Here is a 22,959-nt window from a genome sequence, read left to right on the forward strand (position 1 = left end):
CGCTCAGGCCGGTGTCAATTAGCAGGATCGGGCGGGGTAGCGCACCCCCGATCTATCTGGTAAGTTCGGCGGCTCGCAGTCGCAGGGCCGGCGGTCGCCGGAGATGGAGCATCCTGCGCATTGGATCAGATGAGTGAGAGGCGGTCTATTCATGTCCACCCTAGAAAAGCAAAAAGCCAACCAGAATCTTTATGGGGTTGCACCCTATCAGGAGACCAAGGGTGAGGAGTACATGGGTGAGCCCATGCGCAAGCACTTCACCAAGATCCTCACTGGCTGGAAGCAAGAGCTGATGGTCGGCGTCGACAAGACCGTTGACCATATGAAAGAAGAAGCAGCCAACTTCGCAGATCCCGCAGACCGCGCATCCCAGGAAGAGGAGTTTGCCCTCGAACTGCGCAACCGCGACCGCGAGCGCAAGCTGATCAAGAAAATCGATAAAACCCTGCAGAAGATTCAGGACGAAGAGTACGGCTGGTGCGAGTCGTGCGGCATCGAGATCGGCTTGCGCCGCCTGGAAGCCCGCCCTACCGCCGACCTGTGCTTCGACTGCAAGGAAATTGCCGAGAAAAAGGAAAAAACGGTCGGCAAAGGCTGATCTTTCTTCCACCTGAACGGGGCGCATCATGCGCCCCGTTTCATTTATATGCCCAGCCTGACCATGACCGACTCCAGCTACATCGGGCGCTTCGCCCCCACCCCCAGCGGCTTCCTGCACTTCGGCTCGCTGGTCGCCGCCCTCGCCTCCTGGCTCGATGCCCGCGCCGTCAACGGCCGCTGGCTGCTGCGCATGGAAGACACCGACCCACCCCGGGAAATGCCCGGCGCCCGCGATGCCATCCTCCAGACGCTGGAACGTTATGGCCTGCACTGGGATGGCGAGGTGGTATTCCAGAGCCAGCGCCACGATGCCTATGCTGCCGTGGTAGACCGCCTGTTCAACATGGGCCTGGCGTATGCATGCACCTGCTCGCGCAAGCAACTGGAACGCTACAACGGCATCTACCCGGGCTTTTGCCGTAATGCCGGGCATGCCCGTGAAGGGGCGGCCATCCGCTTGCGGGTGCCAGAGCTGATCTACCGCTTTACCGACCGAGTGCAGGGTGAGTACCAGCAACACCTGGGGCGTGAGGTGGGCGACTTCGTCATCCAGCGTCGTGACGGGTTGTACGCCTACCAGCTGGCCGTGGTGCTGGACGATGCCTGGCAGGGTGTTACCGACATCGTGCGGGGTGCCGACCTGCTCGACAACACCCCGCGCCAGCTGTACCTGCAGGAGTTGCTGGGCTTCTCACAGCCGCGTTACCTGCATATTCCGCTGATCGTGCAGCCGGATGGGCACAAGCTGGGCAAGTCGTACCGTTCACCGCCACTGCAGGCGGAGCATGCTACCCCCCTGCTGCTGCGGGCATTGCGGGCGCTGGGGCAGGAGACAGACCCGGAACTGCTGTTGGCGACGCCGGCAGAGGTGCTGGCAGTCGCGCGCACGCAATGGCGGCCGGAAGCCATCGCGCAGCGGACCACGGTGCCAGAGGCTGATCTGCGCTGAAACTTTACCGGCCTCTTCGCGGGCGCGCCCGCTCCCACAGGAACCACGCCGCCTTCAAGGCCTGTGGTCTACCTGTGGGAGCGGGCATGCCCGCGAAAGGGCCGGCACAGGTAAAGCCCCCCTAAAAACAAAAGCCCAATAAATTCAAACCCTTGGCGAACACTGTGGAATCCCGCTAGCATCCCCCCTGCCATTTGCGCCAATAATAAGTTCAAGCCCGCAGCGCCCAACCATCGAGGCCAGCATGTACATCTATCGTTTGGTCCTGCTTCTGGTCGTGGGGATCTACCTGTTCTCCCCGGCCATCATGGACTGGTGGATCGAACCGACCGGAGCCTGGTACCGCCCCTACCTGCTCTGGCTGATCCTGATCGTCGTCACCTTCATCCTGCAGAGCCAAAGAGATGCCGATGAGCTTTAGCCTGACCCAGATGATCCTGATCAGCGCCGGGTACCTCATGGTGCTGTTCGGCGTGGCCTGGATCAGCGAGCGCGGGCTGATCCCGCGTTCGATCATTCGCCACCCACTCACCTACACCCTGTCGCTGGGCGTCTACGCCAGTGCCTGGGCCTTCTATGGCTCGGTTGGCCTGGCCTACCAGTACGGCTACGGCTTCCTTGCCTGTTACCTGGGGGTGTCTGGCGCATTCCTGCTGGCGCCGGTGCTGCTCTATCCGATCCTCAAGATCACCCGCACCTACCAGCTGTCATCCCTGGCCGACCTGCTGGCCTTCCGCTTCCGCAGTACCTGGGCCGGGGCCTTGACCACCATCATCATGCTGATTGGCGTGCTCCCGTTGCTGGCCCTGCAGATCCAGGCGGTGGCCGACTCGATCAGCATCCTTACCGGTGAACCGGTCAAGGCCCGGGTGGCCTTTGCCTTTTGCACGCTGATCATTCTGTTCACCATCTTCTTCGGCTCGCGGCACATCGCCACGCGCGAAAAGCATGAGGGGTTGGTTTTCGCCATCGCCTTCGAGTCGGTGATCAAGCTGCTGGCCTTGGGCGGTATCGGCCTGTATGCCTTGTATGGCGTATTCGGCGGCCCGCACGAGCTGGAAGTCTGGCTGTTGCAGAACCAGACCGCCCTTGCCGCCCTGCACACCCCCCTGCAGGAAGGCCCATGGCGCACCCTGCTGCTGGTGTTCTTCGCCTCGGCCATCGTCATGCCGCATATGTACCACATGGCCTTTACCGAAAACCTCAACCCGCGCTCGCTGGTCAGCGCCAGCTGGGGCCTGCCGCTGTTCCTGCTGCTGATGAGTCTTGCCGTGCCGCTGGTGCTGTGGGCCGGCCTGCGCCTGGGCGCCAGCACCAACCCCGAGTACTTCACACTGGGCCTGGGCATCGCCGCCAACAACCAGGCATTGGCACTGCTGGCCTACATTGGCGGCCTGTCGGCAGCCAGCGGCCTGATCATCGTCACCACCCTGGCGCTGTCGGGCATGGCCCTGAACCACTTGGTGCTGCCGCTTTACCAGCCCCCGGCCGAAGGCAACATCTACCGTTGGCTGAAGTGGACCCGCCGTGCATTGATCGTCGCCATCATCACTGCCGGCTTCATGTTCTACCTGAGCCAGAACTACCACCAGAGCCTGGCCAACCTGGGCATCGTCGCCTTCGTCGCCACCTTGCAGTTCCTGCCTGGGGTGCTGTCGGTACTCTACTGGCCAACCGCCAACCGCCGCGGTTTCATCGCCGGGCTGCTGGCCGGCACTCTGGTGTGGATGGTGACCATGCTGCTGCCGCTTCTCGGCAACTTGCAGGGTTTCTACATCCCGCTGCTGGACATGATCTATGTGCTGGACGACACCAGCTGGCACATGGCAGCCATCGCCTCGTTGGCGGCCAACGTGCTGCTGTTCACCCTGATCTCACTGTTCACCAACGCCAGCACCGAAGAGGTCAGCGCGGCCGAAGCCTGTGCCGTGGATAACGTGCGCCGTCCGCAGCGCCGCGAGCTGCACGCCGCCTCGCCGCAGGAATTCGCCACCCAGCTGGCCAAGCCGCTGGGCGCCAAGGCCGCGCAAAAGGAAGTCGAGCAAGCACTGCGCGACCTCTACCTGCCGTTCGACGAACGCCGCCCCTATGCCCTGCGCCGCCTGCGCGACCGCATCGAAGCCAACTTGTCCGGCCTGATGGGGCCGAGCGTGGCCCAGGACATGGTCGAGACTTTCCTGCCGTACAAGTCCGGCAACGAAAACTACGTGACCGAAGACATCCACTTCATCGAAAGCCGCCTGGAAGACTACCACTCGCGCCTGACCGGGCTGGCCGCCGAACTCGATGCCTTGCGCCGCTACCATCGCCAGACCCTGCAGGAATTGCCCATGGGCGTCTGCTCACTGGCCAAGGACCAGGAAATCCTGATGTGGAACAAGGCCATGGAAGAGCTCACCGGCATCGCCGCCAAGCATGTGGTCGGCTCGCGCCTGGTCACCATCGACGAGCCTTGGCGCGGCCTGCTGCAAGGCTTCATCAACGTGCCCGACGAGCACCTGCACAAACAGCGCCTGGCGCTGGACGGCCAGCCACGCTGGCTGAACCTGCACAAGGCAGCCATCGACGAGCCACTGGCACCCGGTAACAGCGGGCTGGTATTGCTGGTGGAGGACCTTACCGAAACCCAGGCACTGGAAGACAAGCTGGTGCACTCCGAGCGCCTGGCCAGCATCGGCCGACTGGCCGCCGGCGTGGCCCACGAGATCGGCAACCCGATCACCGGCATCGCCTGCCTGGCGCAAAACCTGCGCGAGGAACGCGAAGGCGATGGTGAAATCATCGAGTTGTCCAGCCAGATCCTTGACCAGACCAAGCGCGTATCGCGCATCGTCCAGTCGCTGATGAGCTTCGCCCATGCTGGCGGCAGCCACCAGAACAGCGAGGAACCGGTGTGCCTGGCCGAAGTGGCACAAGACGCCATCGGTCTGCTGGCGTTGAACCGGCGCAATTTCGAAGTACAGTTCTTCAACCTTTGCGACCCGGACCATTGGGCCGAAGGTGACCCGCAGCGCCTGGCCCAGGTGCTGATCAACCTGCTCTCCAACGCCCGCGATGCCTCGCCGCCCGGTAGCGCCGTGCGCGTGCGCAGCGAGGTTAACGAGCACACCGTCGACCTGATCGTCGAAGACGAAGGCAGCGGGATTCCGAAGAACATCATGGACCGCCTGTTCGAACCCTTCTTCACCACCAAGGACCCGGGCGAAGGAACCGGACTGGGGCTCGCTCTGGTCTATTCCATCGTGGAAGAGCATTATGGGCAAATCACCATCGACAGCCCGGCCGATATCGAACGGCAACGTGGCACCCGGATCCGCGTGACCCTGCCCCGGCATGTCGTAGCGACGTCCCCTGAAATTCGAGACCGTCGAGAGAATTGAATCAATGCCGCACATTCTGATCGTCGAAGACGAAACCATCATCCGCTCGGCCCTGCGTCGCCTGCTTGAGCGGAACCAGTACCAGGTCAGCGAGGCCGGCTCGGTGCAGGAAGCCCAGGAACGCTTCAGCATTGCCACTTTCGACCTCATCGTCAGCGACCTGCGCCTGCCAGGCGCGCCCGGCACCGAGCTGATCAAGCTCGGCCAGGGCACCCCGGTGCTGATCATGACCAGTTACGCCAGCCTGCGCTCAGCGGTGGACTCGATGAAAATGGGCGCGGTGGACTACATTGCCAAGCCCTTCGACCATGACGAGATGCTGCAGGCAGTAGCGCGTATTCTGCGTGACCGGCAGAACGCCCCCGCTGCTGCACCGCCTGCCGAGCCACGCGCAAGCAATGGCAAGGCTACAGCGTCCGACAAAGGCAGCGCGGCAACGGCCAATGGCGAGATCGGTATCATCGGCTCGTGCCAGCCCATGCAGGACATGTACAGCAAGATCCGCAAAGTCGCGCCTACCGACTCCAATGTGCTGATCCAGGGCGAGTCCGGCACCGGTAAAGAGTTGGTGGCCCGCGCCCTGCACAACCTGTCTCGCCGGGCCAAGGCACCGATGATCTCGGTGAACTGCGCGGCCATCCCCGAAACGCTGATCGAATCTGAACTGTTCGGCCACGAAAAAGGCGCGTTCACCGGCGCCAGCGCCGGGCGCGCCGGCTTGGTGGAGGCCGCCGATGGCGGTACGCTGTTCCTCGATGAAATTGGCGAACTGCCGCTGGAAGCCCAGGCTCGCCTGCTGCGTGTGCTGCAGGAAGGCGAGATACGCCGGGTAGGTTCGGTGCAGTCGCAAAAGGTCGATGTGCGCCTGATCGCCGCGACCCACCGCGACCTGAAAAACCTGGCCAAGGCCGGCCAGTTCCGTGAAGACTTGTATTACCGACTGCACGTCATCGCCCTGAAGCTGCCGGCCCTGCGCGAGCGTGGCAGCGACGTCAACGAGATCGCCAGCGTCTTCCTCGCCCGCCAGAGCGCTCGCATCGGCCGCGACGACCTGCACTTCTCGTCCGAGGCCGAGCAAGCCATTCGTCACTACAGCTGGCCCGGTAACGTGCGTGAACTGGAAAACGCCGTGGAGCGCGCGGTGATCCTCAGCGAGAGCGCAGAAATTTCCGCCGAGCTGCTGGGCATCGACATCGAGCTGAGCGACCTGGAAGAGGATGACATCCTCGACAATGCCCTGGTGGTGGCCAACGCAGGCAATGCCAGCCACGAGCCGACCGAAGACCTGTCGCTGGAAGACTACTTCCAGCACTTCGTGCTTGAGCACCAGGACCACATGACCGAGACCGAACTGGCACGCAAGCTCGGCGTCAGCCGCAAGTGCCTGTGGGAACGCCGCCAACGCCTGGGCATACCACGGCGCAAGAGCAACGCTACCAGCGAATAACCGACCTGCGCACCGTACGCCGTAGCCTATGCGGCGTCGGTGAGATCGAGCGCCGCCCGCGCGGCGCTTCGCGGCTAAAGCCGCGCCTACATTTGTTTCGGGCCAGTCCCTCCTGTGCCACGCACGCGCAACCGCCTTGTTGTACGACGCAATCTCGAGCCATGCGCCAAGGCGTTCGCGCTCAAATCCCACAGAAAAAATTAGCCCGAACACATGTAGGCGCGGCTTTAGCCGCGAAGCGCCGCGCGGGCGGCGCTCGGCCTCACAGGCGCTGAACGTGTCACGGCGAACACCCCAGGTAACACCTCACCTCCCGTAAAAATCTGTTACCCAACCTTTCCGCCGTAACAGTTCCCGAGGTGTACGGTAACGAAATCCCGACATTTTCGACCTATCGAAAATCGTCGAACCCTCTCAACCCCTTGATTTTACTGAGTTTATAAAAGTTGGCACGGCACCTGCTATATGCTTAGTACAAAAACAATAACAAGCACTGAAATCTAAAATAAGAACAAGACGAAACGGCTCACGCACAATAAAAACAAGATGGCGGAGGCGCAGCTAACTGATTCTTTTGGAGAGGATGCGTGTTTGGGGCTTGCCCCACAACCAGGCAGAGAACAACAAAAACTGCACTAAAAGCAGCGCCTGAACTGGTTGGATCGACAGATCAACGTGTCATCAGCGGCCAAAGCAATCCGTTTGCTCTTTACCCCCGGTTTGGGGGTCGTTCACAAGCTTCGAGATTTGTGGACAGGGCACTCAACAAAAACAAGAAGCCCAGCAAAAAAACAATAAGAGCACGTAACGACTTCTTGGGGAGCTTAGGCTCCCCTTGTCGTTTCTACCCTTCTGGCAGGCATCCTGCTACCCGCCTACACCATTCCCCGAGTAAATGCTAGAATCCCCGCCCATCATGCGGCCATTCTCCTATTCTTGGCCGAACATTCCTTCACACAGTGCATCCCATGCTGAAGAAGCTGTTCCAGTCTTTCCGCCCGCCCGTACCGGGCCCGCACCACAGGCGCACCACGCCCGAGGTGATCAACAAGAGCCAGCACTCGCTGCAGCGCCACCAGTTCAGCCGTCATGCGGTGAACATCGTGGAGCGCCTGCAAAGCGCCGGCTACCAGGCTTACCTGGTCGGTGGCTGTGTCCGCGACCTGATGCTGGGCATCACGCCGAAGGACTTCGACGTCGCCACCAGCGCCACCCCCGAACAGGTCCGTGCCGAGTTCCGCAACGCCCGCATCATTGGTCGTCGCTTCAAATTGGTCCATGTGCATTTCGGCCGTGAGATCATTGAAGTCGCCACCTTCCGCGCCCACCACTCCGAGGACGACCAGGGCGATGCCCACCGTTCGTCGCATAACGCCAGTGGCCGCATTCTGCGAGACAACGTGTACGGCACCCTGGAAGAGGACGCGCAACGCCGCGACTTCACCATCAACGCCCTGTACTACGATCCGGTCAGCGAGCGCATTCTCGATTACGCCAACGGTGTGCACGACGTGCGCAATCGCCTGCTGCGGCTGATCGGGGACCCGACCCACCGCTACCAGGAAGACCCGGTGCGCATGCTGCGCGCGGTGCGCTTTGCTGCCAAGCTCGACTTTGGCATCGAAAAGCACACCTACCTGCCGATTCGCGGCCTGGCCCCGATGCTGCGCGAAATTCCACCCGCGCGCCTGTTCGAGGAATGCCTCAAGCTGTTCCTCAGCGGCCAAGGTGCCATCGCCTTCGAAATGCTGGTTGACCTGGAGTTATTCGAACCGCTGTTCCCGGCCAGTGCCCACGCGCTGGATGAGCGGCCAACCTACACCCACACGCTCATCAGCCAGGCACTGAACAACACCGACCTGCGCGTGAAGCAGGGCAAGCCGGTGACGCCAGCCTTCCTGTTTGCTGCTCTGCTCTGGCCAGCTCTGCCGGCCCGTGTGCTGCACCTGCAGAACCAGGGCGTGCCGCCGATCCCGGCCATGAACGGTGCAGCCCACGACCTGATCGCCGAGCAGTGCGCGCGCATTGCCATCCCCAAGCGTTTCACCCTGCCGATCCGCGAAATCTGGGACATGCAGGAGCGCCTGCCGCGCCGCAGCGGCAAGCGCGCCGACATGCTGCTGGACAACCCGCGTTTCCGCGCCGGTTACGACTTCCTGCTGCTGCGTGAAAGCGCCGGGGAAGAAACCGACGACCTGGGCCAGTGGTGGACCGATTACCAGGAGGCAAACGACAGCGAGCGCCGCGAGATGATCCGCGAGCTTGGTAGCCGTGACGAAAGTGCCGGCCCGCGCAAGCGCAAGCGCAGCGGCAGCAAACGCAAGCGCAGTGGCGACGAGGCGTTCGAGTGACCATTCGCGCCTACGTAGGTCTGGGCAGCAACCTGGACGCACCTGCCGAGCAGTTGCGTAGCGCGTTGCAGGCGCTGGACCAGGTCGAAGCCACGCGCCTGGTAGCCGCCTCGGCCCTGTACACCAGTGATTCGCTGCTGCCCGGCCAACCGCGCTACACCAACGCTGTCGCCGCCCTGGACACCGCCCTGGCGCCACTGGCATTGCTCGATGCGTTGCAGGCCATCGAAAACGACCAGGGCCGCGTGCGCAAGGAACGCTGGGGCCCACGTACGCTGGACCTGGACATCTTACTGTTCGGTGACCAGGTGCTCGACCAGCCACGCCTGAAAGTGCCGCATTACCACATGCATGCCCGCCCCTTCGTGCTGTATCCGTTGGCCGAGCTGGTACCGGGCGATTTCCGCCTGGCCGATGGTCGTGCCCTCGCGCAACTGCTCGACGAATGCCCATTCGTCGGCCTGGAACGCCTGTAGACCGGGCGTTCCAGCCTGCATTACCACCTCGGTAACGCCAGTAACACCCTGATCGTAACAATGCGGTAACAGGGTGATTGACTTCCCCCACCTCGCTCACGACTATAGGCGTCCCGTGTGGCACCAAAGTGCCGCATACCCGTATTTAGGCCCGGACGGACCTGTGCCCGAACATCACGCGCGATGATGTGCCGCTCCGGAAGATGACTACACGCGTTGAATGCAGTCGTTTTTTACAGCGCCTGAACGAGGAATTTCCTACATGCCTGAAGTAACCCTTACCACCCTTAACGGCCTCAAGGCCAAGGGTGAAAAAATCACCATGCTGACCTGCTACGACGCGACCTTCGCCAAGGCCGCCAGCCAGGCCGGCGTTGAAGTGTTGCTGGTGGGCGACTCGCTGGGGATGGTCCTGCAGGGCCACGACAGCACCTTGCCGGTCACCACGGCGGAGATGGCCTACCACACCGCCAGCGTCAAACGCGGCAACGACGGCGCGCTGATCCTCACCGACCTGCCGTTCATGGCCCACGCCACGCCGGAGCAGGCCTTTGCCAACAGCGCCACACTGATGCAGGCCGGCGCCCACATGGTAAAAATCGAAGGCGCAGCCTGGCTGGCCGAAACCATCCGCTTGCTGGCCGAGCGTGGTGTGCCGGTGTGCGCGCACATGGGCCTGACCCCGCAGACCGTCAACGTGCTGGGCGGCTACAAAGTGCAGGGCCGCCAGGAGGCCCAGGCCCGGCAGATGCGCGCCGACGCCATTGCCCTGGAACAGGCCGGTGCGGCCATGCTGCTGCTCGAGTGCGTACCCAGCGAGCTGGCGGCGGAAATCACCAATGCCGTTGGCATCCCGGTAATCGGCATTGGCGCCGGCAGCGCCACCGATGGCCAGGTACTGGTACTGCACGACATGCTCGGCCTGTCGCTGAGCGGCCGGGTACCGAAGTTCGTGAAGAACTTCATGCAGGGCCAACCGGATATCCATAGCGCCCTCGTCGCTTACGTCGAGGCGGTCAAGCAAGTCAGTTTCCCAGGCAGCGAACACGGGTTCAGTGCATGAATACAGTCAAGACCGTCCGCGAACTGCGCGCGGCAGTGGCCCGCGCGCGCGGTGAGGGCAAACGCATCGGTTTCGTGCCGACCATGGGCAACCTGCACAGCGGCCATGCAGCCTTGGTGACCAAGGCTGCCCAGCGTGCCGACTTCGTGGTCGCCAGTGTCTTCGTCAACCCGCTGCAGTTCGGCGCCAACGAAGACCTCGACAAATACCCACGCACCCTGGCAGCCGACCAGGAGCGCCTGGTGCAGGCCGGCTGCAACCTGCTGTTCGCGCCCACCGTGGAAGAGATGTACCCCGACGGCATGAGCGTGCAAACACGCGTCAGCGTGCCCCAGCTTTCCGAAGGCCTGTGCGGCGCCAGCCGGCCTGGGCATTTCGAGGGCGTGGCCACCGTGGTCAACAAGCTCTTCAACATGGTCCAACCAGACCTTGCCGTGTTCGGCGAGAAGGACTATCAGCAGTTGGCGGTGATCCGCGCCATGGTGCGCGACCTGAACATGCCGATCCAGATCATCGGCGAACCCACCGTGCGTGCCGAAGACGGCTTGGCGCTGTCGTCGCGCAATGGCTACCTCACGCCAGAGCAGCGTACTGCTGCGCCAGCGCTGTACCGCACACTGCAGCACATTGCAGCGGGCATCGGCCGTGGCCAGCGGGATTTTGCCGCGCTGGTCGCTGAAGGCCTGGCGCAACTGAGCGCAGCGGGTTTCCGCCCGGATTACCTGGAAGTACGCCATGCCGTAAGCTTGCGCCCGGCAATGATCGATGATCGAGACCTGGTGGTGATTGCGGCGGCTTACCTGGGTAACACACGGTTGATCGACAACCTCTACCTGCATGTGGAAGAGAAGACCGCATAACGGTCCTGGGCTGCCTTACAGCCCATTCGCGGGCAAGCCCGCTCCTGCACGTTTACCTGTAGGGGCGGGCTTGCTTGCAATGCCCCACCAAAATCCCCCTGCCATACCCATTCCCAGCACGTGGCCTTTGCCTATAATGGTGCCAGCCTGAACCCGGCAACGACTGCCGTGTCCAAGCCCTCACCACGCACCAAGGGAACCCCGCGCAATGGCGTATTACCGTACACCCCACGATGTGACGGCCCTGCCCGCCTGGCAGGCGCTTCAGAAACACCGCGACGCCATGCAAAGCTTTAGCATGCGCGAAGCCTTCGCCGCCGATGCCAAGCGCTTCGACCAGTTTTCCCTTAGCGCTTGCGGCCTGTTCCTCGACTACTCAAAAAACCTGATCACCGAGCAAAGCCGCGACCTGCTGGTCAGCCTGGCCAATGAAGTGGGCCTGCAAGACGCCATCAAGTCGATGTTCAGCGGTGAGATCATCAACGCCTCCGAAGGCCGCCCGGTGCTTCACACCGCCTTGCGCCGGCCCGTAGGTGACAAACTCAGCGTCAACGGCGTGAACGTCATGCCGGAAGTGCACAAGGTGCTCAACCAGATTACCGAACTGGTCGGCCGCATTCACGATGGCCTGTGGCGCGGCTACAGCGAAAAGCCGATCACCGACGTGGTCAACATTGGCATTGGCGGTTCGTTCCTGGGCCCCGAGCTGGTGTCCGAAGCGCTGCTACCCTATGCCCAGCGCGGCGTGCGCTGCCACTACCTGGCCAATATCGACGGCAGCGAGTTCCACGAGCTGTCGGCCAACCTGCGCGCCGAAACCACCCTGTTCATCGTCTCGTCGAAGTCGTTCAACACCCTCGAGACGCTGAAAAACGCCATGGCCGCGCGTACCTGGTACCTGGCCCAAGGCGGCTCGGAAGCCGAGCTGTACCGCCATTTCATTGCAGTTTCCAGCAACAAGGCCGCTGCTGTAGCGTTCGGTATCCGCGAAGAAAACATCTTCCCGATGTGGGACTGGGTGGGCGGGCGCTACTCGCTGTGGTCGGCCATCGGCCTGCCGATCGCCCTGGCCATCGGCACTGCCAACTTCAAGGAACTGCTGTCCGGCGCCTACACCATGGACCAGCACTTCCAGACCGCACCGTTCGACAAGAACATGCCGGTGCTACTGGCCTTGCTGGGCGTGTGGTATGGCAACTTCTGGGACGCGAACAGTCACGCGATCCTGCCGTACGACCACTACCTGCGCAACATCACCAAGCACTTGCAGCAGCTGGACATGGAATCCAACGGCAAGAGCGTATTGCAAGACGGTACCCCGGTGAAGACCGACACCGGGCCGGTAATCTGGGGCGGCGTGGGCTGCAACGGCCAGCATGCCTACCACCAGTTGCTGCACCAAGGCACCCAGTTGATTCCGGCCGACTTCATCGTGCCAGTGGTGAGCTTCAACCCGGTGGCCGACCACCACCAGTGGCTGTACGCCAACTGCCTGTCGCAGAGCCAGGCGCTGATGCTGGGCAAAACCCGCGAGGAGGCCGAAGCCGAATTGCGCGCTAAAGGCCTCAACGAAGCGGACATCGAAAAGCTGGCCCCGCACAAGGTAATCCCGGGTAACCGCCCGAGCAACACGTTGGTGGTCGAGCGCATCAGCCCGCGCCGCCTGGGCGCGTTGGTGGCGATGTACGAGCACAAGGTGTTCGTACAGAGCGTTATCTGGGGTATCAACGCCTTCGACCAGTGGGGCGTTGAGCTGGGCAAGGAACTGGGCAAGGGCGTTTACCAGCGCTTGGTCGGCAGCCTGGAAGACAGCGCCGAAGACGGTTCCACCCAAGGCCTGATCAACTACTTCCGCGGCCGTCACCGCGGTTGATCCGAAGCTTGTGCCGGCCTCTTCGCGGGTAAACCCGCTCCTACCAGGCAACGCGTTATCTCGTAGGAGCGGGTTTACCCGCGAAGAGGCCGGCCCAGGTTGAACACCGCTCCCAGCTACACTGTCCTATCGAATAGCCGTTGCAGTCCATCGCCCCTTACAAGAGCAGGACCACCCGCCATGTTCGATATCCGCAAATACCCCCAAGCCCTGGCCGTCAGCCAGTCCGCCGCCCTCACCCCCGAAGACTACCGCCGCCTCTACCGCCAGTCGGTCGAAGACCCAGACACCTTCTGGGCCGAACAGGCCAAACGTCTGGACTGGATCAAGCCTTGGTCAAGCGTGCAGCAATGCGACCTGCATACCGGCAAGGCCCGCTGGTTCGACGGTGCGCAACTCAACGTCAGCTACAACTGCATCGACCGTCATCTGGCCCAGCGCGGCGAGCAAACGGCCCTGCTGTGGGAAGGCGACGACCCCAAGGATTCCAAGGCCATCACCTATCGCGAACTGCACCGTGAGGTCTGCCGCCTGGCCAACGCAATGAAAGCGCGCGGTGTGAAGAAAGGCGACCGGGTGTGCATCTACATGCCAATGATTCCCGAGGCCGCCTTCGCCATGCTCGCCTGCACCCGCATCGGCGCCATCCACTCGGTAGTGTTCGGCGGTTTCTCCCCCGATGCCTTGCGAGACCGTATTCTCGATGCCGACTGCCGCACCGTGATCACCGCCGATGAAGGCGTGCGTGGCGGCAAACGCATCCCGCTGAAACAGAACGTCGACAAGGCCCTGGCCAGCTGCCCTGCGGTCAGTAGCGTATTGGTGGTGCGTCGCACTGGCGGCGATGTTGCGTGGACCGAGGGCCGCGACCTCTGGTATCACGAAGCGACGAAGGATGCCGGCGACGACTGCCCCCCAGAACCGATGGAGGCCGAAGACCCGCTGTTCATCCTCTACACCTCCGGCAGCACCGGCAAACCCAAAGGGGTGCTGCATACCACCGGCGGCTACCTGCTGCAGGCAACGATGACCTTCAAGGTGGTGTTCGATTATCGTGACGGCGAGGTGTTCTGGTGCACCGCCGATGTCGGCTGGGTGACTGGCCACAGCTACATCGTCTACGGCCCGCTGGCCAATGGCGCAATCTCGCTGATGTTCGAAGGCGTGCCCAACTACCCGGATACCTCGCGCTTCTGGCAGGTGGTGGACAAACACCAGGTGAACATCTTCTACACCGCCCCGACCGCCCTGCGCGCACTGATGCGCGAGGGCTCTGCGCCACTGCAGGGCACCTCACGCAAAAGCCTGCGCCTGCTGGGCAGCGTCGGCGAGCCGATCAACCCGGAAGCCTGGGAATGGTATTTCGAGGAGGTCGGGCAGAAGCGCTGCCCGATTGTGGATACCTGGTGGCAGACCGAAACCGGCGGCATCATGCTCACCCCGCTGCCCGGCACGCAGTCACTCAAACCCGGCTGCGCTACCCAGCCAATGTTCGGCGTGCAACCGGTGCTCCTGGACGAAAAAGGCAAACTGATCGAAGGCCCCGGCGCCGGCGTGCTGGCGATCAAAGCCAGCTGGCCGGGGCAGATCCGCAGTGTCTACGGCGACCACCAGCGGATGGTCGACACCTACTTCAAGCCCTTGCCCGGCTACTACTTCACAGGCGACGGTGCCCGCCGCGATGCCGATGGCGACTACTGGATCACCGGGCGCATCGACGATGTGATCAACGTATCCGGGCACCGCATCGGCACCGCTGAAGTGGAAAGCGCACTTGTGCTGCATGACAGCGTGGCCGAAGCCGCGGTGGTCGGTTATCCCCACGACCTCAAGGGCCAAGGCGTCTACGCCTTCGTCACGACCATGAATGGCGTGACACCAGATGACACGCTGAAGGCCGAGCTGCTGGCCCTGGTCAGCAAGGAAATCGGCAGCTTCGCCAAGCCTGAGCTGATTCAGTGGGCGCCAGCGCTACCCAAGACGCGCTCAGGCAAGATCATGCGGCGTATACTGCGCAAAATCGCCTGCAATGAGCTGGAAAACCTGGGCGATACCTCGACCCTGGCCGACCCAAGCGTGGTACAGGGCCTGATCGACAAACGCCTCAACCAGTAACCGGCGGCCGCAAATCTGGCCGCCCTGTACAGCAGGTCGCCATGGAAGCCCTTCGTCGCCGTATCGAAACCCAGGTCATGAGCCTCACTGGGCTGGCCCTCGGCCAGCTCGACCTGGAATCGCCCAAGGGCGACCCCGGCCTGTTCGGCCCGCACAGTATTAGCTGGCGGGTACATGGCGACTTCCCGAGCATGCTGGTCGGTGGCATCAGCGCGCTGATGCTGCAGTTGTTGCATCCCCTGGCCTTGGCCGGTGTGTGGGACCACTCCAATTTTCGTGAAGACCTGCTCGGCCGCTTGCGCCGCACCAGCCAGTTCATTTCCGGCACCACCTTCGGCGCCACTGGCGATGCCGAGTGGCTGATCGACAAAGTGCGCACCATTCACCTGCAGGTCACCGGCACTGCACCGGATGGCCGCCCTTATGCGGCCAGCGACCCGGATCTGTTGACCTGGGTGCATGTAGCGGAGGTCAGCCGTTTCCTCGCCGCCCACCTGCGTTACCGCAACCCACACCTGCCACGCGCCGAGCAGGATGCCTATTACAACGAAATCGCCCTGATCGCCGAGCGCCTCGGTGCCCGTGACGTGCCGCGCTCGTGCCAGCAAGTTGAAGACTATCTGCAACGCATACGCCCGCAGCTGCACTGTGATGCGCGCAGCCATGAGGTCATGCGAATCCTGCTCGACGCCCCTGCCCCCAGCCGCCTGGCACAGCCAGTTGGCAAACTGATGCTGCACGCGGGTATCGACTTGCTGCCCGGCTGGGCCCAGGCACTGCTCGGCCTGCAGCACGGGCCCCTGCAGCAGCGCCTGATCCGCCTGGGCCTGCGCCGCACCGCGCCGGTACTTCGCTGGGCAATGCGCGACGGCTCGGCACACCGGGCCAAACGGCGCATGGGCATTGATTGAGCGAAAAGGGTGCCCCCTGCGGAACTGATTTAACGTGCCATACTCCAAGCACTCCTGCTTAGACAGACGAAGCGACACATGTACAAAGGATTGACTCGCGCCGCTGGCGCAATCGTGGCCTTGGTAGCCCTGTATAGCCTGCTCGGCTTTCTCATTCTTCCCGGTGTCGCACTGCGCATCGCCAACCAGCAGTTGGCCCAATACGCCACCGTGCCGGCCCACCTCGAACGGATCGAACTCAACCCATTCAGCCTCGAGCTGACGCTGTGGGGCCTGCAGATCGGCGAGCCGGGCAAGGAGCAGGTCGGTTTCGAGCGTCTTTACGCTAACGCCTCGCTCGACAGCCTGTGGACAAAAGCCCTGCATCTGGAAGCGGTGGAGCTCGACAAACCGCGCAACGAAGTGCTGTTCGCCAAGGACGGTACCCTCAACCTGACCGGGTTGTTCAAACTACCGGCCAGCGAAGCCAAACCCGAAGAGCCGCCCAGCGACCCGTTCCCGCTGCGTATTGGCAGCATCAAGCTCGTCGACGGCTACCTGCACTTCGAGGACCTGCGGCCCAGCGAGCCGATCGAGTTCCTCTACGACAACATGAATCTGGAGCTGAAAAACCTCAGCACCCTGCCCAACGACAACGCCGACATGACCTTGGTGGCCAGCGGCCCCAATGGCGGACGCATCGACTGGAAGGGCACGCTGAGCCTGTCGCCGATCGCCTCCGAAGGCACACTGAAGGTCACTGACGGCAAGATGAAGCTGTTCTGGCCCTACGTGCGCGATGCCGTGCCACTGGTGCTGGAAGACGGCGTGGTAAGCCTCGATACGCACTACAAGCTCAACCTCGCCAAACAGACCGAGCTGCTGCTGGATAACGTCTCCGTGCGCATCGCGCCATTCGCGATCAAGGCGCCGGATGGCCGACCGTTGGCACGCCTGGCCAGCCTGGAGGTTAGCGAAACCTCCATTGACCTGGTCAAGCAGCAGGTCACGGTGGGCAAGGTTCGCAGCGAAAAGCTCGAAACCTGGGCGGCGCTGGAAAAAGATGGCCAGCTCGACTGGCAGAAGCTGTTCGCCAGCCAACCCGCCAAGGCCACGCCGAAGGAAAAGGCCGAGCCGGCGGCCGCAGCACCTACGCCTGAAGAGAAAGCGGTCAAAGAGCCAAGCAAACCCTGGCAAGTGCTGCTCAAGGACGTGCAGTTGCGCAACTACCTGGTACACCTGGAAGATCGCAGCCAAAAGGCACCGGTAGCCTTGGACCTTGGCCCTCTCAATGCCGACCTGCAAGGTTTCGACAGCCTCAACCAGTCGCCCTTCACCCTCAAACTCGATACAGGTGTGGGTAAGCAAGGCAAGCTGCAGGCTGCAGGCCAGGTCAACCTGGCACCGATATGGGCAAAGCTGGATGTGAGCACCCGCGACATCGACCTGCGTGTAGCCCAGGCCTACATCAGCCCGTTCATCCTGCTGGAGCTGCGCAGCGGCATGCTCTCGAGCGACCTCAAGGTCGACCTGAAGAACACCGCGCCGCTGGCCTTCAATGTGACCGGCAAGGCGCAGGTCAGCCAGTTGCATACCCTCGACACCATCAAGAGCCGCGACTTCGTCAAATGGCAGCAGGTGAACGTCGACGGCTTGTCCTACGTGCACGGCGATGCTCTGTCGATCGACAAGGTGACCCTGCTGCAGCCCTATGCACGCTTCATCATCAACGAAGACCGCACTACTAACGTGAATGATCTGCTGATCCCGCAACCGGCCGACGCCCCGGCGAGCCGCCAGCCCAAGCCGACCACGGCCAGCAGCAACAAGCCGCTTGGCATCCATATCGGGCAGATCGACATCAATGACGGTTCGGCCAACTTTGCCGACCTGTCGCTAACCCCCAACTTCGCCACAGCCATCCAGCAACTCAACGGGCAGATCGGCACCATCGACAACCGCAAGCCACAGCCGGCCAAGGTCGACGTCAAGGGCAAGGTAGACCGCTACGCACCGGTTACCATCAAGGGCGCACTCAACCCGTTCAATCCACTGGCCAGCCTGGACATTGCCACCAGCTTCAAGCGCGTCGAACTGACCACGCTGACGCCCTACTCCGGCAAGTTCGCCGGTTTCCGCATCCGCAAGGGACGGCTGAACCTGGACCTGCACTACTTGATCACCAACGGCCAGCTCAAGGCCGAGAACAAGGTAGTAGTGGAGCAACTGCAGCTGGGCGAGAAAGTCGACAGCCCGGATGCGGTCGACCTTCCAATCCGCCTGGCGGTGGCATTGCTGAAGGATACCGAGGGCAAGATCTCGATCGAGCTGCCGGTGTCTGGCGACCTCAACAACCCGCAATTCAGCGTGATGCCGATTGTTTGGCAAACCCTGCGCAACCTGGTGCTGCGCGCGGCGCAGGCGCCATTCAAATTCATTGGCGGGCTGATCAGCGGCGGTAGCTCGGAAGACCTTGGCAACGTGGCCTTCGCCCCCGGCTCCAGCGAACTCAGCGGCGAGGCCCAGTCGTCCTTGGACAAGCTGGCATCCGCGCTGAAAGAGCGCCCGGAACTGCGCCTGGAAATCGAAGGCACCAGCGCCCAGGCCAGTGATGGCCCGCTCATCGCGCAACAACGCCTGGAGCGTGAGTACCAGGCCACCTGGTACAAGATCCTGCAGCGACGGGGTGACAAGGTGCCGGCCAATGCCTCGATGCTGGTGGTTGACGACAGTGACAAACCGGCGATGCTCGAAGGCATCTACCGCACCCGCCTGAAGCAGCAGCCGCCTGCCGAATGGGAGCAGTTGGGCCGTGACGAGCGCGCCGCCAAGCTGCGCGAGGCCGTGATCAAGTCGTGGGCCGAGAGTACCGCCTTGCTGCGTACCTTGGGGCAGGAGCGGGCCAGCAGCATCAAGGACTACCTGGTCGACAAGGGCAAGCTGGAAGACGACCGGGTGTACTTCATCGATACCAGCCTGGGGCAGCCTCAAAGCGATGGCCGGGTGGTGACACCGATGCACCTGGATGCCGAGTAATCCCCTCTGGCAGGCCTGGCCTGTTCGCAGGCACGCCTGCCCCCACAGGCCTGCGCACTACCTGTGGGAGCGGGCGTGCCCGCGAAGAGGCCAGCACGGGCTTTAAACCAAGCGCTGCCCCGACACCGCCGGGTGATACAACGGTTGAACCTTGTTCCCGGCCGGGTCCAGCAGGTGGAAGCTGCGTGCGCCGTCACCATGGTTGAACGGCCGGTCGAGCAAGGTCACGCCACGGGCCTTGAAGTAGGCATACCAGGCCTCCAGCTCCTCCACACTGTCGACAACGAACCCGTAGTGATCCAGGGTCTGCAACCCGTTGGCCGCCCCTGCCCCACGCCCCAATGACAGGTTGTCGTTACCGCAAGTGAGGTACACCAGGTCCTCATTGGCGCGATTCAGCACTTCCATGCCCAGCACATCGACGTAGAAGCGTTCACACTCTTCCAGGTTAGGCACCAGCAGGGCGATGTGGCGCAAGCCATTCAGGCGGCCAGGGCGTGCAGGCAATTCGGACATTGGCGAAGCTCCATTCTTGTATACAATTCATTATTGAATTTAAAACAAAAGGAGAGATTTGTGTATAGCCTGTTCATCAAGACCCGAGTGAAGCCTGGATGCGCCGAAGCTTTCCTGAGTGCAATCAAGGTCAATGCTGCAGCTTCCGTGGCGAGTGAGCCTGGCTGTCTGGTGTTCGATGTGTCGCAGGACCGGGTCGATACGGAGGTGATCTACTTGTACGAAATCTACCGCGATGATGCTGCGTATGAAGCGCATACCCAGACCGCGCATTTTCGCGACAGCCGCCCATTGGTGGAGCCTCTGATCCTTGAACAGGAATGCTTCGAAAGCGATGTGATCGCGCGCAACCCAGTGTATTGAGCGCAAGAAAAAGCCCTGGCACGGGCCAGGGCTTTGCTGAAAGTGGCCAAATCCATTTGGCCGACGGGACATTCCTTTACTCGGCTTTCAGGCCGTCAGACATTACGCTCTTGACGCCTTTGATGTTCTTGGTGATGCGCACCGCTTCTGCTTTCTGCGATTCGGTAACCTTCACATCAGAAGACAGCGAAACAACACCTTGGCTGGTCTCGACTTTGATGTCGCTGCCTGGGATGCCTTTTTCAGTCAGCAGATCAGCTTTGACCTTGGTAGTGATCCAAGTGTCGGAGCCTTCTTGCTTGGCGTTGTCGACGGTGTTGGCCGCCAACATGACTGGAGCCTGGGTTGGCTCAGCGGCGAATGCACCGTTAGCCATGGTCAGGGTCAGAGCGGTAGCAGTAGCGGCAGCAATGGCGAACTTCTTCATGTGGGTCACTCCTGTTTTTCGAAGGGTCTGCGCCGTATGTCCTGGCGTCAGGTATGAAGGTAGTTGCATGGGCTGTGCCAGCTTGGCTTCTTCGTTTATTTCCTTTTAAATCAATCAGTTAGCAACACGCCATCACTGCTGCGGTCGTGCATTTTGCAATCTGCGCGGTAAACCTGCATGCAAGATGCAAGTCCGCAAAAGGTTCCCGCCCCCATGAAAAAAGGGCCCCGAAGGGCCCTTTCTCTATTGCGTGACGGTCACTTAGACGCCCGAGGCCTTGGCCGCAGCAACGTCTTTGATCGACAGCTTGATACGGCCGCGGTTGTCCACGTCCAGTACCAGCACTTCGACTTCCTGGCCTTCTTTGAGGATGTCGGTGACTTTCTCGACGCGAGCATCGCTCAGCATGGAGATGTGCACCAGGCCGTCCTTGCCAGGCAGGATGTTGACGAAGGCGCCGAAATCGACAATGCGCTCGACCTTGCCGACGTAGATCTTGCCGATCTCGGCCTCGGCGGTGATGCCCAGGATGCGCTGCTTGGCAGCATCTGCCGCTTCCTTGGTTTCGCCGAAGATCTTGATCGAGCCGTCGTCTTCGATGTCGATCGAAGCCTTGGTCTCTTCGCAGATGGCGCGAATGGTGGCGCCGCCTTTACCGATGACGTCACGGATCTTGTCGGTGTCGATCTTCATCGCGATCATGGTCGGGGCGTTGGCCGACAGTTCGGTACGCGACTGGCCAATGACCTGGTTCATCTGGCCGAGGATGTTCAGGCGCGCTTCCAGGGCTTGGCCCAGGGCGATTTCCATGATCTCTTCGGTGATGCCGTTGATCTTGATGTCCATCTGCAGCGCGGTGACGCCTTTGGCGGTACCGGCTACCTTGAAGTCCATGTCGCCCAGGTGGTCTTCGTCACCCAGGATGTCAGTCAGGACTGCGAACTTGTCGCCTTCCTTGACCAGGCCCATGGCGATACCGGCAACTGGCGCCTTCATCGGCACACCGGCGTCCATCAGGGCCAGGGAAGCACCGCAGACCGAAGCCATGGAGCTGGAACCGTTGGATTCGGTGATTTCCGAAACCACACGGATGGTGTACGGGAACACGTCAGCAGCAGGCAGCATGGCCTGAACCGAACGGCGGGCCAGACGGCCGTGGCCGATTTCGCGACGGCCAGCACCGCCCATGCGGCCACACTCACCTACCGAGAACGGTGGGAAGTTGTAGTGCAGCATGAAGGGGTCTTTCTTCTCGCCTTCGAGGGTGTCCAGCAGCTGGGCATCACGGGCAGTACCCAGGGTCGCAACGACCAGGGCCTGGGTTTCGCCACGGGTGAACAGTGCCGAACCGTGAGTTTTCGGCAGCACACCCACTTCGATGTTCAGCGGGCGCACAGTCTTGGTGTCGCGGCCGTCGATACGTGGCTTGCCGTTGACGATGTTTTCGCGAACGGTGCGGTATTCGATTTCGCCGAAGATGTCTTTTACTTCGGAAGCCGAAGGCTGGCCTTCTTCACCGGAGAACTTGGCAACCGCCTGGTCACGCAGCTCACCCAGACGCGCATAGCGGTCGGCTTTGACGGTGATGGTGTAGCCCTGCGAAACCGCTTCGCCGAACTCGGCGCGGATAGCATTGAACAGCTCGGTGTTGGCAACGGCAGGTTTCCAGTCCCAAGTCGGCTTGCCAGCTTCGGCAGCCAGCTCTTTGACAGCCTGGATAACAGCCTGGAATTCGTCGTGGGCGAACAGTACGGCACCCAGCATCTGGTCTTCGGTCAGCTCTTGAGCTTCCGATTCAACCATCAGTACGGCGTCGGAGGTACCGGCAACGACCATGTCCAGGCTCGAGGCAGCCAGTTGCTCGTAGGTCGGGTTCAGCAGGTAGCCAGTGCTTTCGTGGAAGGCAACGCGGGCAGCGCCGATTGGGCCTTCGAACGGAATACCGGAAATGGCCAGGGCAGCCGAGGTACCGATCATCGCAGCGATGTCCGGGTCGGTCTTCTTGCTGGTGGAAACCACGGTGCAGACGACCTGCACTTCGTTCATGAAGCCTTCCGGGAACAGCGGACGGATCGGACGGTCGATCAGGCGCGAGGTCAGCGTCTCTTTCTCGGAAGGACGGCCTTCACGCTTGAAGAAGCCACCTGGGATCTTGCCAGCGGCGTAGGTCTTTTCCTGGTAGTGAACCGACAGCGGGAAGAAACCCTTGCCTGGATCAGCCTGTTTGGCGCCTACCACAGTCACCAGCACGGTGACGTCGTTGTCGACGGTAACCAGCACGGCGCCGGTTGCCTGACGGGCAATACGGCCCGTTTCGAGAGTGACGGTCGATTGACCGAACTGGAAAGTCTTGATTACCGGGTTCACGGTTTCCTACCTTTTTCAGTGGCTCTTGGGGGAACTGGTTTCTTGCGAATTCTTGGGCAGAACGGGGAATCGGCCCCATTGACCGTCCAGATACAACACGAGGCTGGGAGCCTGGCACCAAGCGGAAAAACCGCTCAGCATTGCCAGGCTGCCAACCTCGGAGATACGCGTGAAGTGCCCAACGGCAGCGCTGCAAAACAGCCCTGCCGAAGCCTGCGACACCCCACGCACACCACTGACCAGGCC

17 protein-coding genes are annotated in these 22,959 nt (G+C 61.9%); 14 read left to right on the forward strand and 3 right to left on the reverse strand.

Annotation, left to right across the window (positions count from 1 at the left end; genetic code table 11):
• The first annotated feature begins 151 nt into the window (after window positions 1-151).
• The 13 genes from dksA to I8746_RS19645 all read left to right on the forward strand — a co-directional run bounded on the left by dksA (window position 152) and on the right by I8746_RS19645 (window position 19,040).
• On the forward strand, window positions 152-598 hold the full coding sequence (gene dksA, locus I8746_RS19585) for an RNA polymerase-binding protein DksA (RefSeq protein WP_003250009.1): 447 nt from the start codon (window positions 152-154) through the stop codon (window positions 596-598).
• A gap of 63 nt (window positions 599-661) precedes the next feature.
• Window positions 662-1,549 carry a tRNA glutamyl-Q(34) synthetase GluQRS gene (gene gluQRS / locus I8746_RS19590; RefSeq protein ID WP_003250007.1) on the forward strand — a complete coding sequence of 296 codons (888 nt, stop codon included), beginning with the start codon at window positions 662-664 and terminating at the stop codon, window positions 1,547-1,549.
• 244 nt (window positions 1,550-1,793) lie between these two features.
• On the forward strand, window positions 1,794-1,970 hold the full coding sequence (locus tag I8746_RS19595) for a hypothetical protein (RefSeq protein ID WP_003250005.1): 177 nt from the start codon (window positions 1,794-1,796) through the stop codon (window positions 1,968-1,970).
• Entirely contained in the window at window positions 1,954-4,929 is a 2,976-nt protein-coding gene (locus I8746_RS19600) for a sensor histidine kinase (RefSeq protein WP_012053738.1), read from the forward strand. Before I8746_RS19595 ends, I8746_RS19600 begins: the two co-directional genes overlap by 17 nt.
• A 4-nt stretch (window positions 4,930-4,933) precedes the next feature.
• The gene (locus I8746_RS19605) at window positions 4,934-6,376 is read left to right on the forward strand and encodes a sigma-54 dependent transcriptional regulator (RefSeq protein ID WP_221100958.1); all 1,443 of its coding nucleotides are present in this window, start codon (window positions 4,934-4,936) and stop codon (window positions 6,374-6,376) included.
• A gap of 968 nt (window positions 6,377-7,344) precedes the next feature.
• Window positions 7,345-8,727, forward strand: a complete 1,383-nt coding sequence (locus I8746_RS19610; protein ID WP_070096298.1) for a polynucleotide adenylyltransferase PcnB — start codon at window positions 7,345-7,347, stop codon at window positions 8,725-8,727.
• Window positions 8,724-9,203 carry a 2-amino-4-hydroxy-6-hydroxymethyldihydropteridine diphosphokinase gene (folK, locus tag I8746_RS19615; RefSeq protein WP_010955348.1) on the forward strand — a complete coding sequence of 160 codons (480 nt, stop codon included), beginning with the start codon at window positions 8,724-8,726 and terminating at the stop codon, window positions 9,201-9,203. The genes I8746_RS19610 and folK overlap by 4 nt, the downstream gene beginning before the upstream one ends.
• Before the next feature lie 262 nt (window positions 9,204-9,465).
• On the forward strand, window positions 9,466-10,266 hold the full coding sequence (gene panB, locus I8746_RS19620; protein ID WP_003249992.1) for a 3-methyl-2-oxobutanoate hydroxymethyltransferase: 801 nt from the start codon (window positions 9,466-9,468) through the stop codon (window positions 10,264-10,266).
• Complete coding sequence (gene panC / locus I8746_RS19625) at window positions 10,263-11,126, forward strand: pantoate--beta-alanine ligase (RefSeq protein ID WP_012053740.1); 864 nt, start codon at window positions 10,263-10,265, stop codon at window positions 11,124-11,126. The genes panB and panC overlap by 4 nt, the downstream gene beginning before the upstream one ends.
• A gap of 208 nt (window positions 11,127-11,334) precedes the next feature.
• Window positions 11,335-12,999, forward strand: a complete 1,665-nt coding sequence (pgi, locus tag I8746_RS19630; protein WP_012053741.1) for a glucose-6-phosphate isomerase — start codon at window positions 11,335-11,337, stop codon at window positions 12,997-12,999.
• A 180-nt stretch (window positions 13,000-13,179) separates the two neighbouring features.
• Window positions 13,180-15,114, forward strand: a complete 1,935-nt coding sequence (acs, locus tag I8746_RS19635) for an acetate--CoA ligase (protein WP_012053742.1) — start codon at window positions 13,180-13,182, stop codon at window positions 15,112-15,114.
• 41 nt (window positions 15,115-15,155) lie between these two features.
• Complete coding sequence (locus I8746_RS19640; RefSeq protein ID WP_012053743.1) at window positions 15,156-16,025, forward strand: oxygenase MpaB family protein; 870 nt, start codon at window positions 15,156-15,158, stop codon at window positions 16,023-16,025.
• A 78-nt stretch (window positions 16,026-16,103) separates the two neighbouring features.
• Window positions 16,104-19,040 carry a DUF748 domain-containing protein gene (locus I8746_RS19645; protein ID WP_012053744.1) on the forward strand — a complete coding sequence of 979 codons (2,937 nt, stop codon included), beginning with the start codon at window positions 16,104-16,106 and terminating at the stop codon, window positions 19,038-19,040.
• A gap of 102 nt (window positions 19,041-19,142) precedes the next feature.
• Here I8746_RS19645 and I8746_RS19650 read toward each other — a convergent pair whose 3' ends face one another.
• Complete coding sequence (locus tag I8746_RS19650; protein ID WP_003249980.1) at window positions 19,143-19,556, reverse strand: VOC family protein; 414 nt, start codon at window positions 19,554-19,556, stop codon at window positions 19,143-19,145.
• Between the two features lie 60 nt (window positions 19,557-19,616).
• On the opposite strand from I8746_RS19650, the gene I8746_RS19655 reads away from it, so the two are divergent.
• A complete protein-coding gene (locus I8746_RS19655) occupies window positions 19,617-19,919 on the forward strand; it encodes a putative quinol monooxygenase (RefSeq protein WP_088513241.1) in 303 nt (100 codons plus the stop codon).
• A gap of 76 nt (window positions 19,920-19,995) precedes the next feature.
• Here the strand turns inward: I8746_RS19655 and I8746_RS19660 are convergent, their stop codons facing one another.
• A complete protein-coding gene (locus tag I8746_RS19660) occupies window positions 19,996-20,346 on the reverse strand; it encodes a BON domain-containing protein (RefSeq protein ID WP_003249976.1) in 351 nt (116 codons plus the stop codon).
• Window positions 20,347-20,607: 261 nt separating this feature from the next.
• Complete coding sequence (gene pnp / locus I8746_RS19665) at window positions 20,608-22,713, reverse strand: polyribonucleotide nucleotidyltransferase (RefSeq protein ID WP_004575780.1); 2,106 nt, start codon at window positions 22,711-22,713, stop codon at window positions 20,608-20,610.
• Window positions 22,714-22,959: the final 246 nt, after the last annotated feature.

This window comes from Pseudomonas sp. USTB-Z, from assembly GCF_019691255.1.
Lineage (GTDB): Bacteria > Pseudomonadota > Gammaproteobacteria > Pseudomonadales > Pseudomonadaceae > Aquipseudomonas > Aquipseudomonas alloputida.

Coding starts and splice junctions, on each gene's coding strand:
- I8746_RS19660 (WP_003249976.1), bottom strand. CDS start 20,346: ATGAAGAAGTTCGCCATTGCTGCCGCTACTGCTACCGCTCTGACCCTG.
- I8746_RS19645 (WP_012053744.1), top strand. CDS start 16,104: ATGTACAAAGGATTGACTCGCGCCGCTGGCGCAATCGTGGCCTTGGTA.
- I8746_RS19610 (WP_070096298.1), top strand. CDS start 7,345: ATGCTGAAGAAGCTGTTCCAGTCTTTCCGCCCGCCCGTACCGGGCCCG.
- panC (WP_012053740.1), top strand. CDS start 10,263: ATGAATACAGTCAAGACCGTCCGCGAACTGCGCGCGGCAGTGGCCCGC.
- panB (WP_003249992.1), top strand. CDS start 9,466: ATGCCTGAAGTAACCCTTACCACCCTTAACGGCCTCAAGGCCAAGGGT.
- pgi (WP_012053741.1), top strand. CDS start 11,335: ATGGCGTATTACCGTACACCCCACGATGTGACGGCCCTGCCCGCCTGG.
- I8746_RS19600 (WP_012053738.1), top strand. CDS start 1,954: ATGCCGATGAGCTTTAGCCTGACCCAGATGATCCTGATCAGCGCCGGG.
- I8746_RS19650 (WP_003249980.1), bottom strand. CDS start 19,556: ATGTCCGAATTGCCTGCACGCCCTGGCCGCCTGAATGGCTTGCGCCAC.
- I8746_RS19640 (WP_012053743.1), top strand. CDS start 15,156: ATGGAAGCCCTTCGTCGCCGTATCGAAACCCAGGTCATGAGCCTCACT.
- I8746_RS19595 (WP_003250005.1), top strand. CDS start 1,794: ATGTACATCTATCGTTTGGTCCTGCTTCTGGTCGTGGGGATCTACCTG.
- dksA (WP_003250009.1), top strand. CDS start 152: ATGTCCACCCTAGAAAAGCAAAAAGCCAACCAGAATCTTTATGGGGTT.
- acs (WP_012053742.1), top strand. CDS start 13,180: ATGTTCGATATCCGCAAATACCCCCAAGCCCTGGCCGTCAGCCAGTCC.
- gluQRS (WP_003250007.1), top strand. CDS start 662: ATGACCGACTCCAGCTACATCGGGCGCTTCGCCCCCACCCCCAGCGGC.
- I8746_RS19605 (WP_221100958.1), top strand. CDS start 4,934: ATGCCGCACATTCTGATCGTCGAAGACGAAACCATCATCCGCTCGGCC.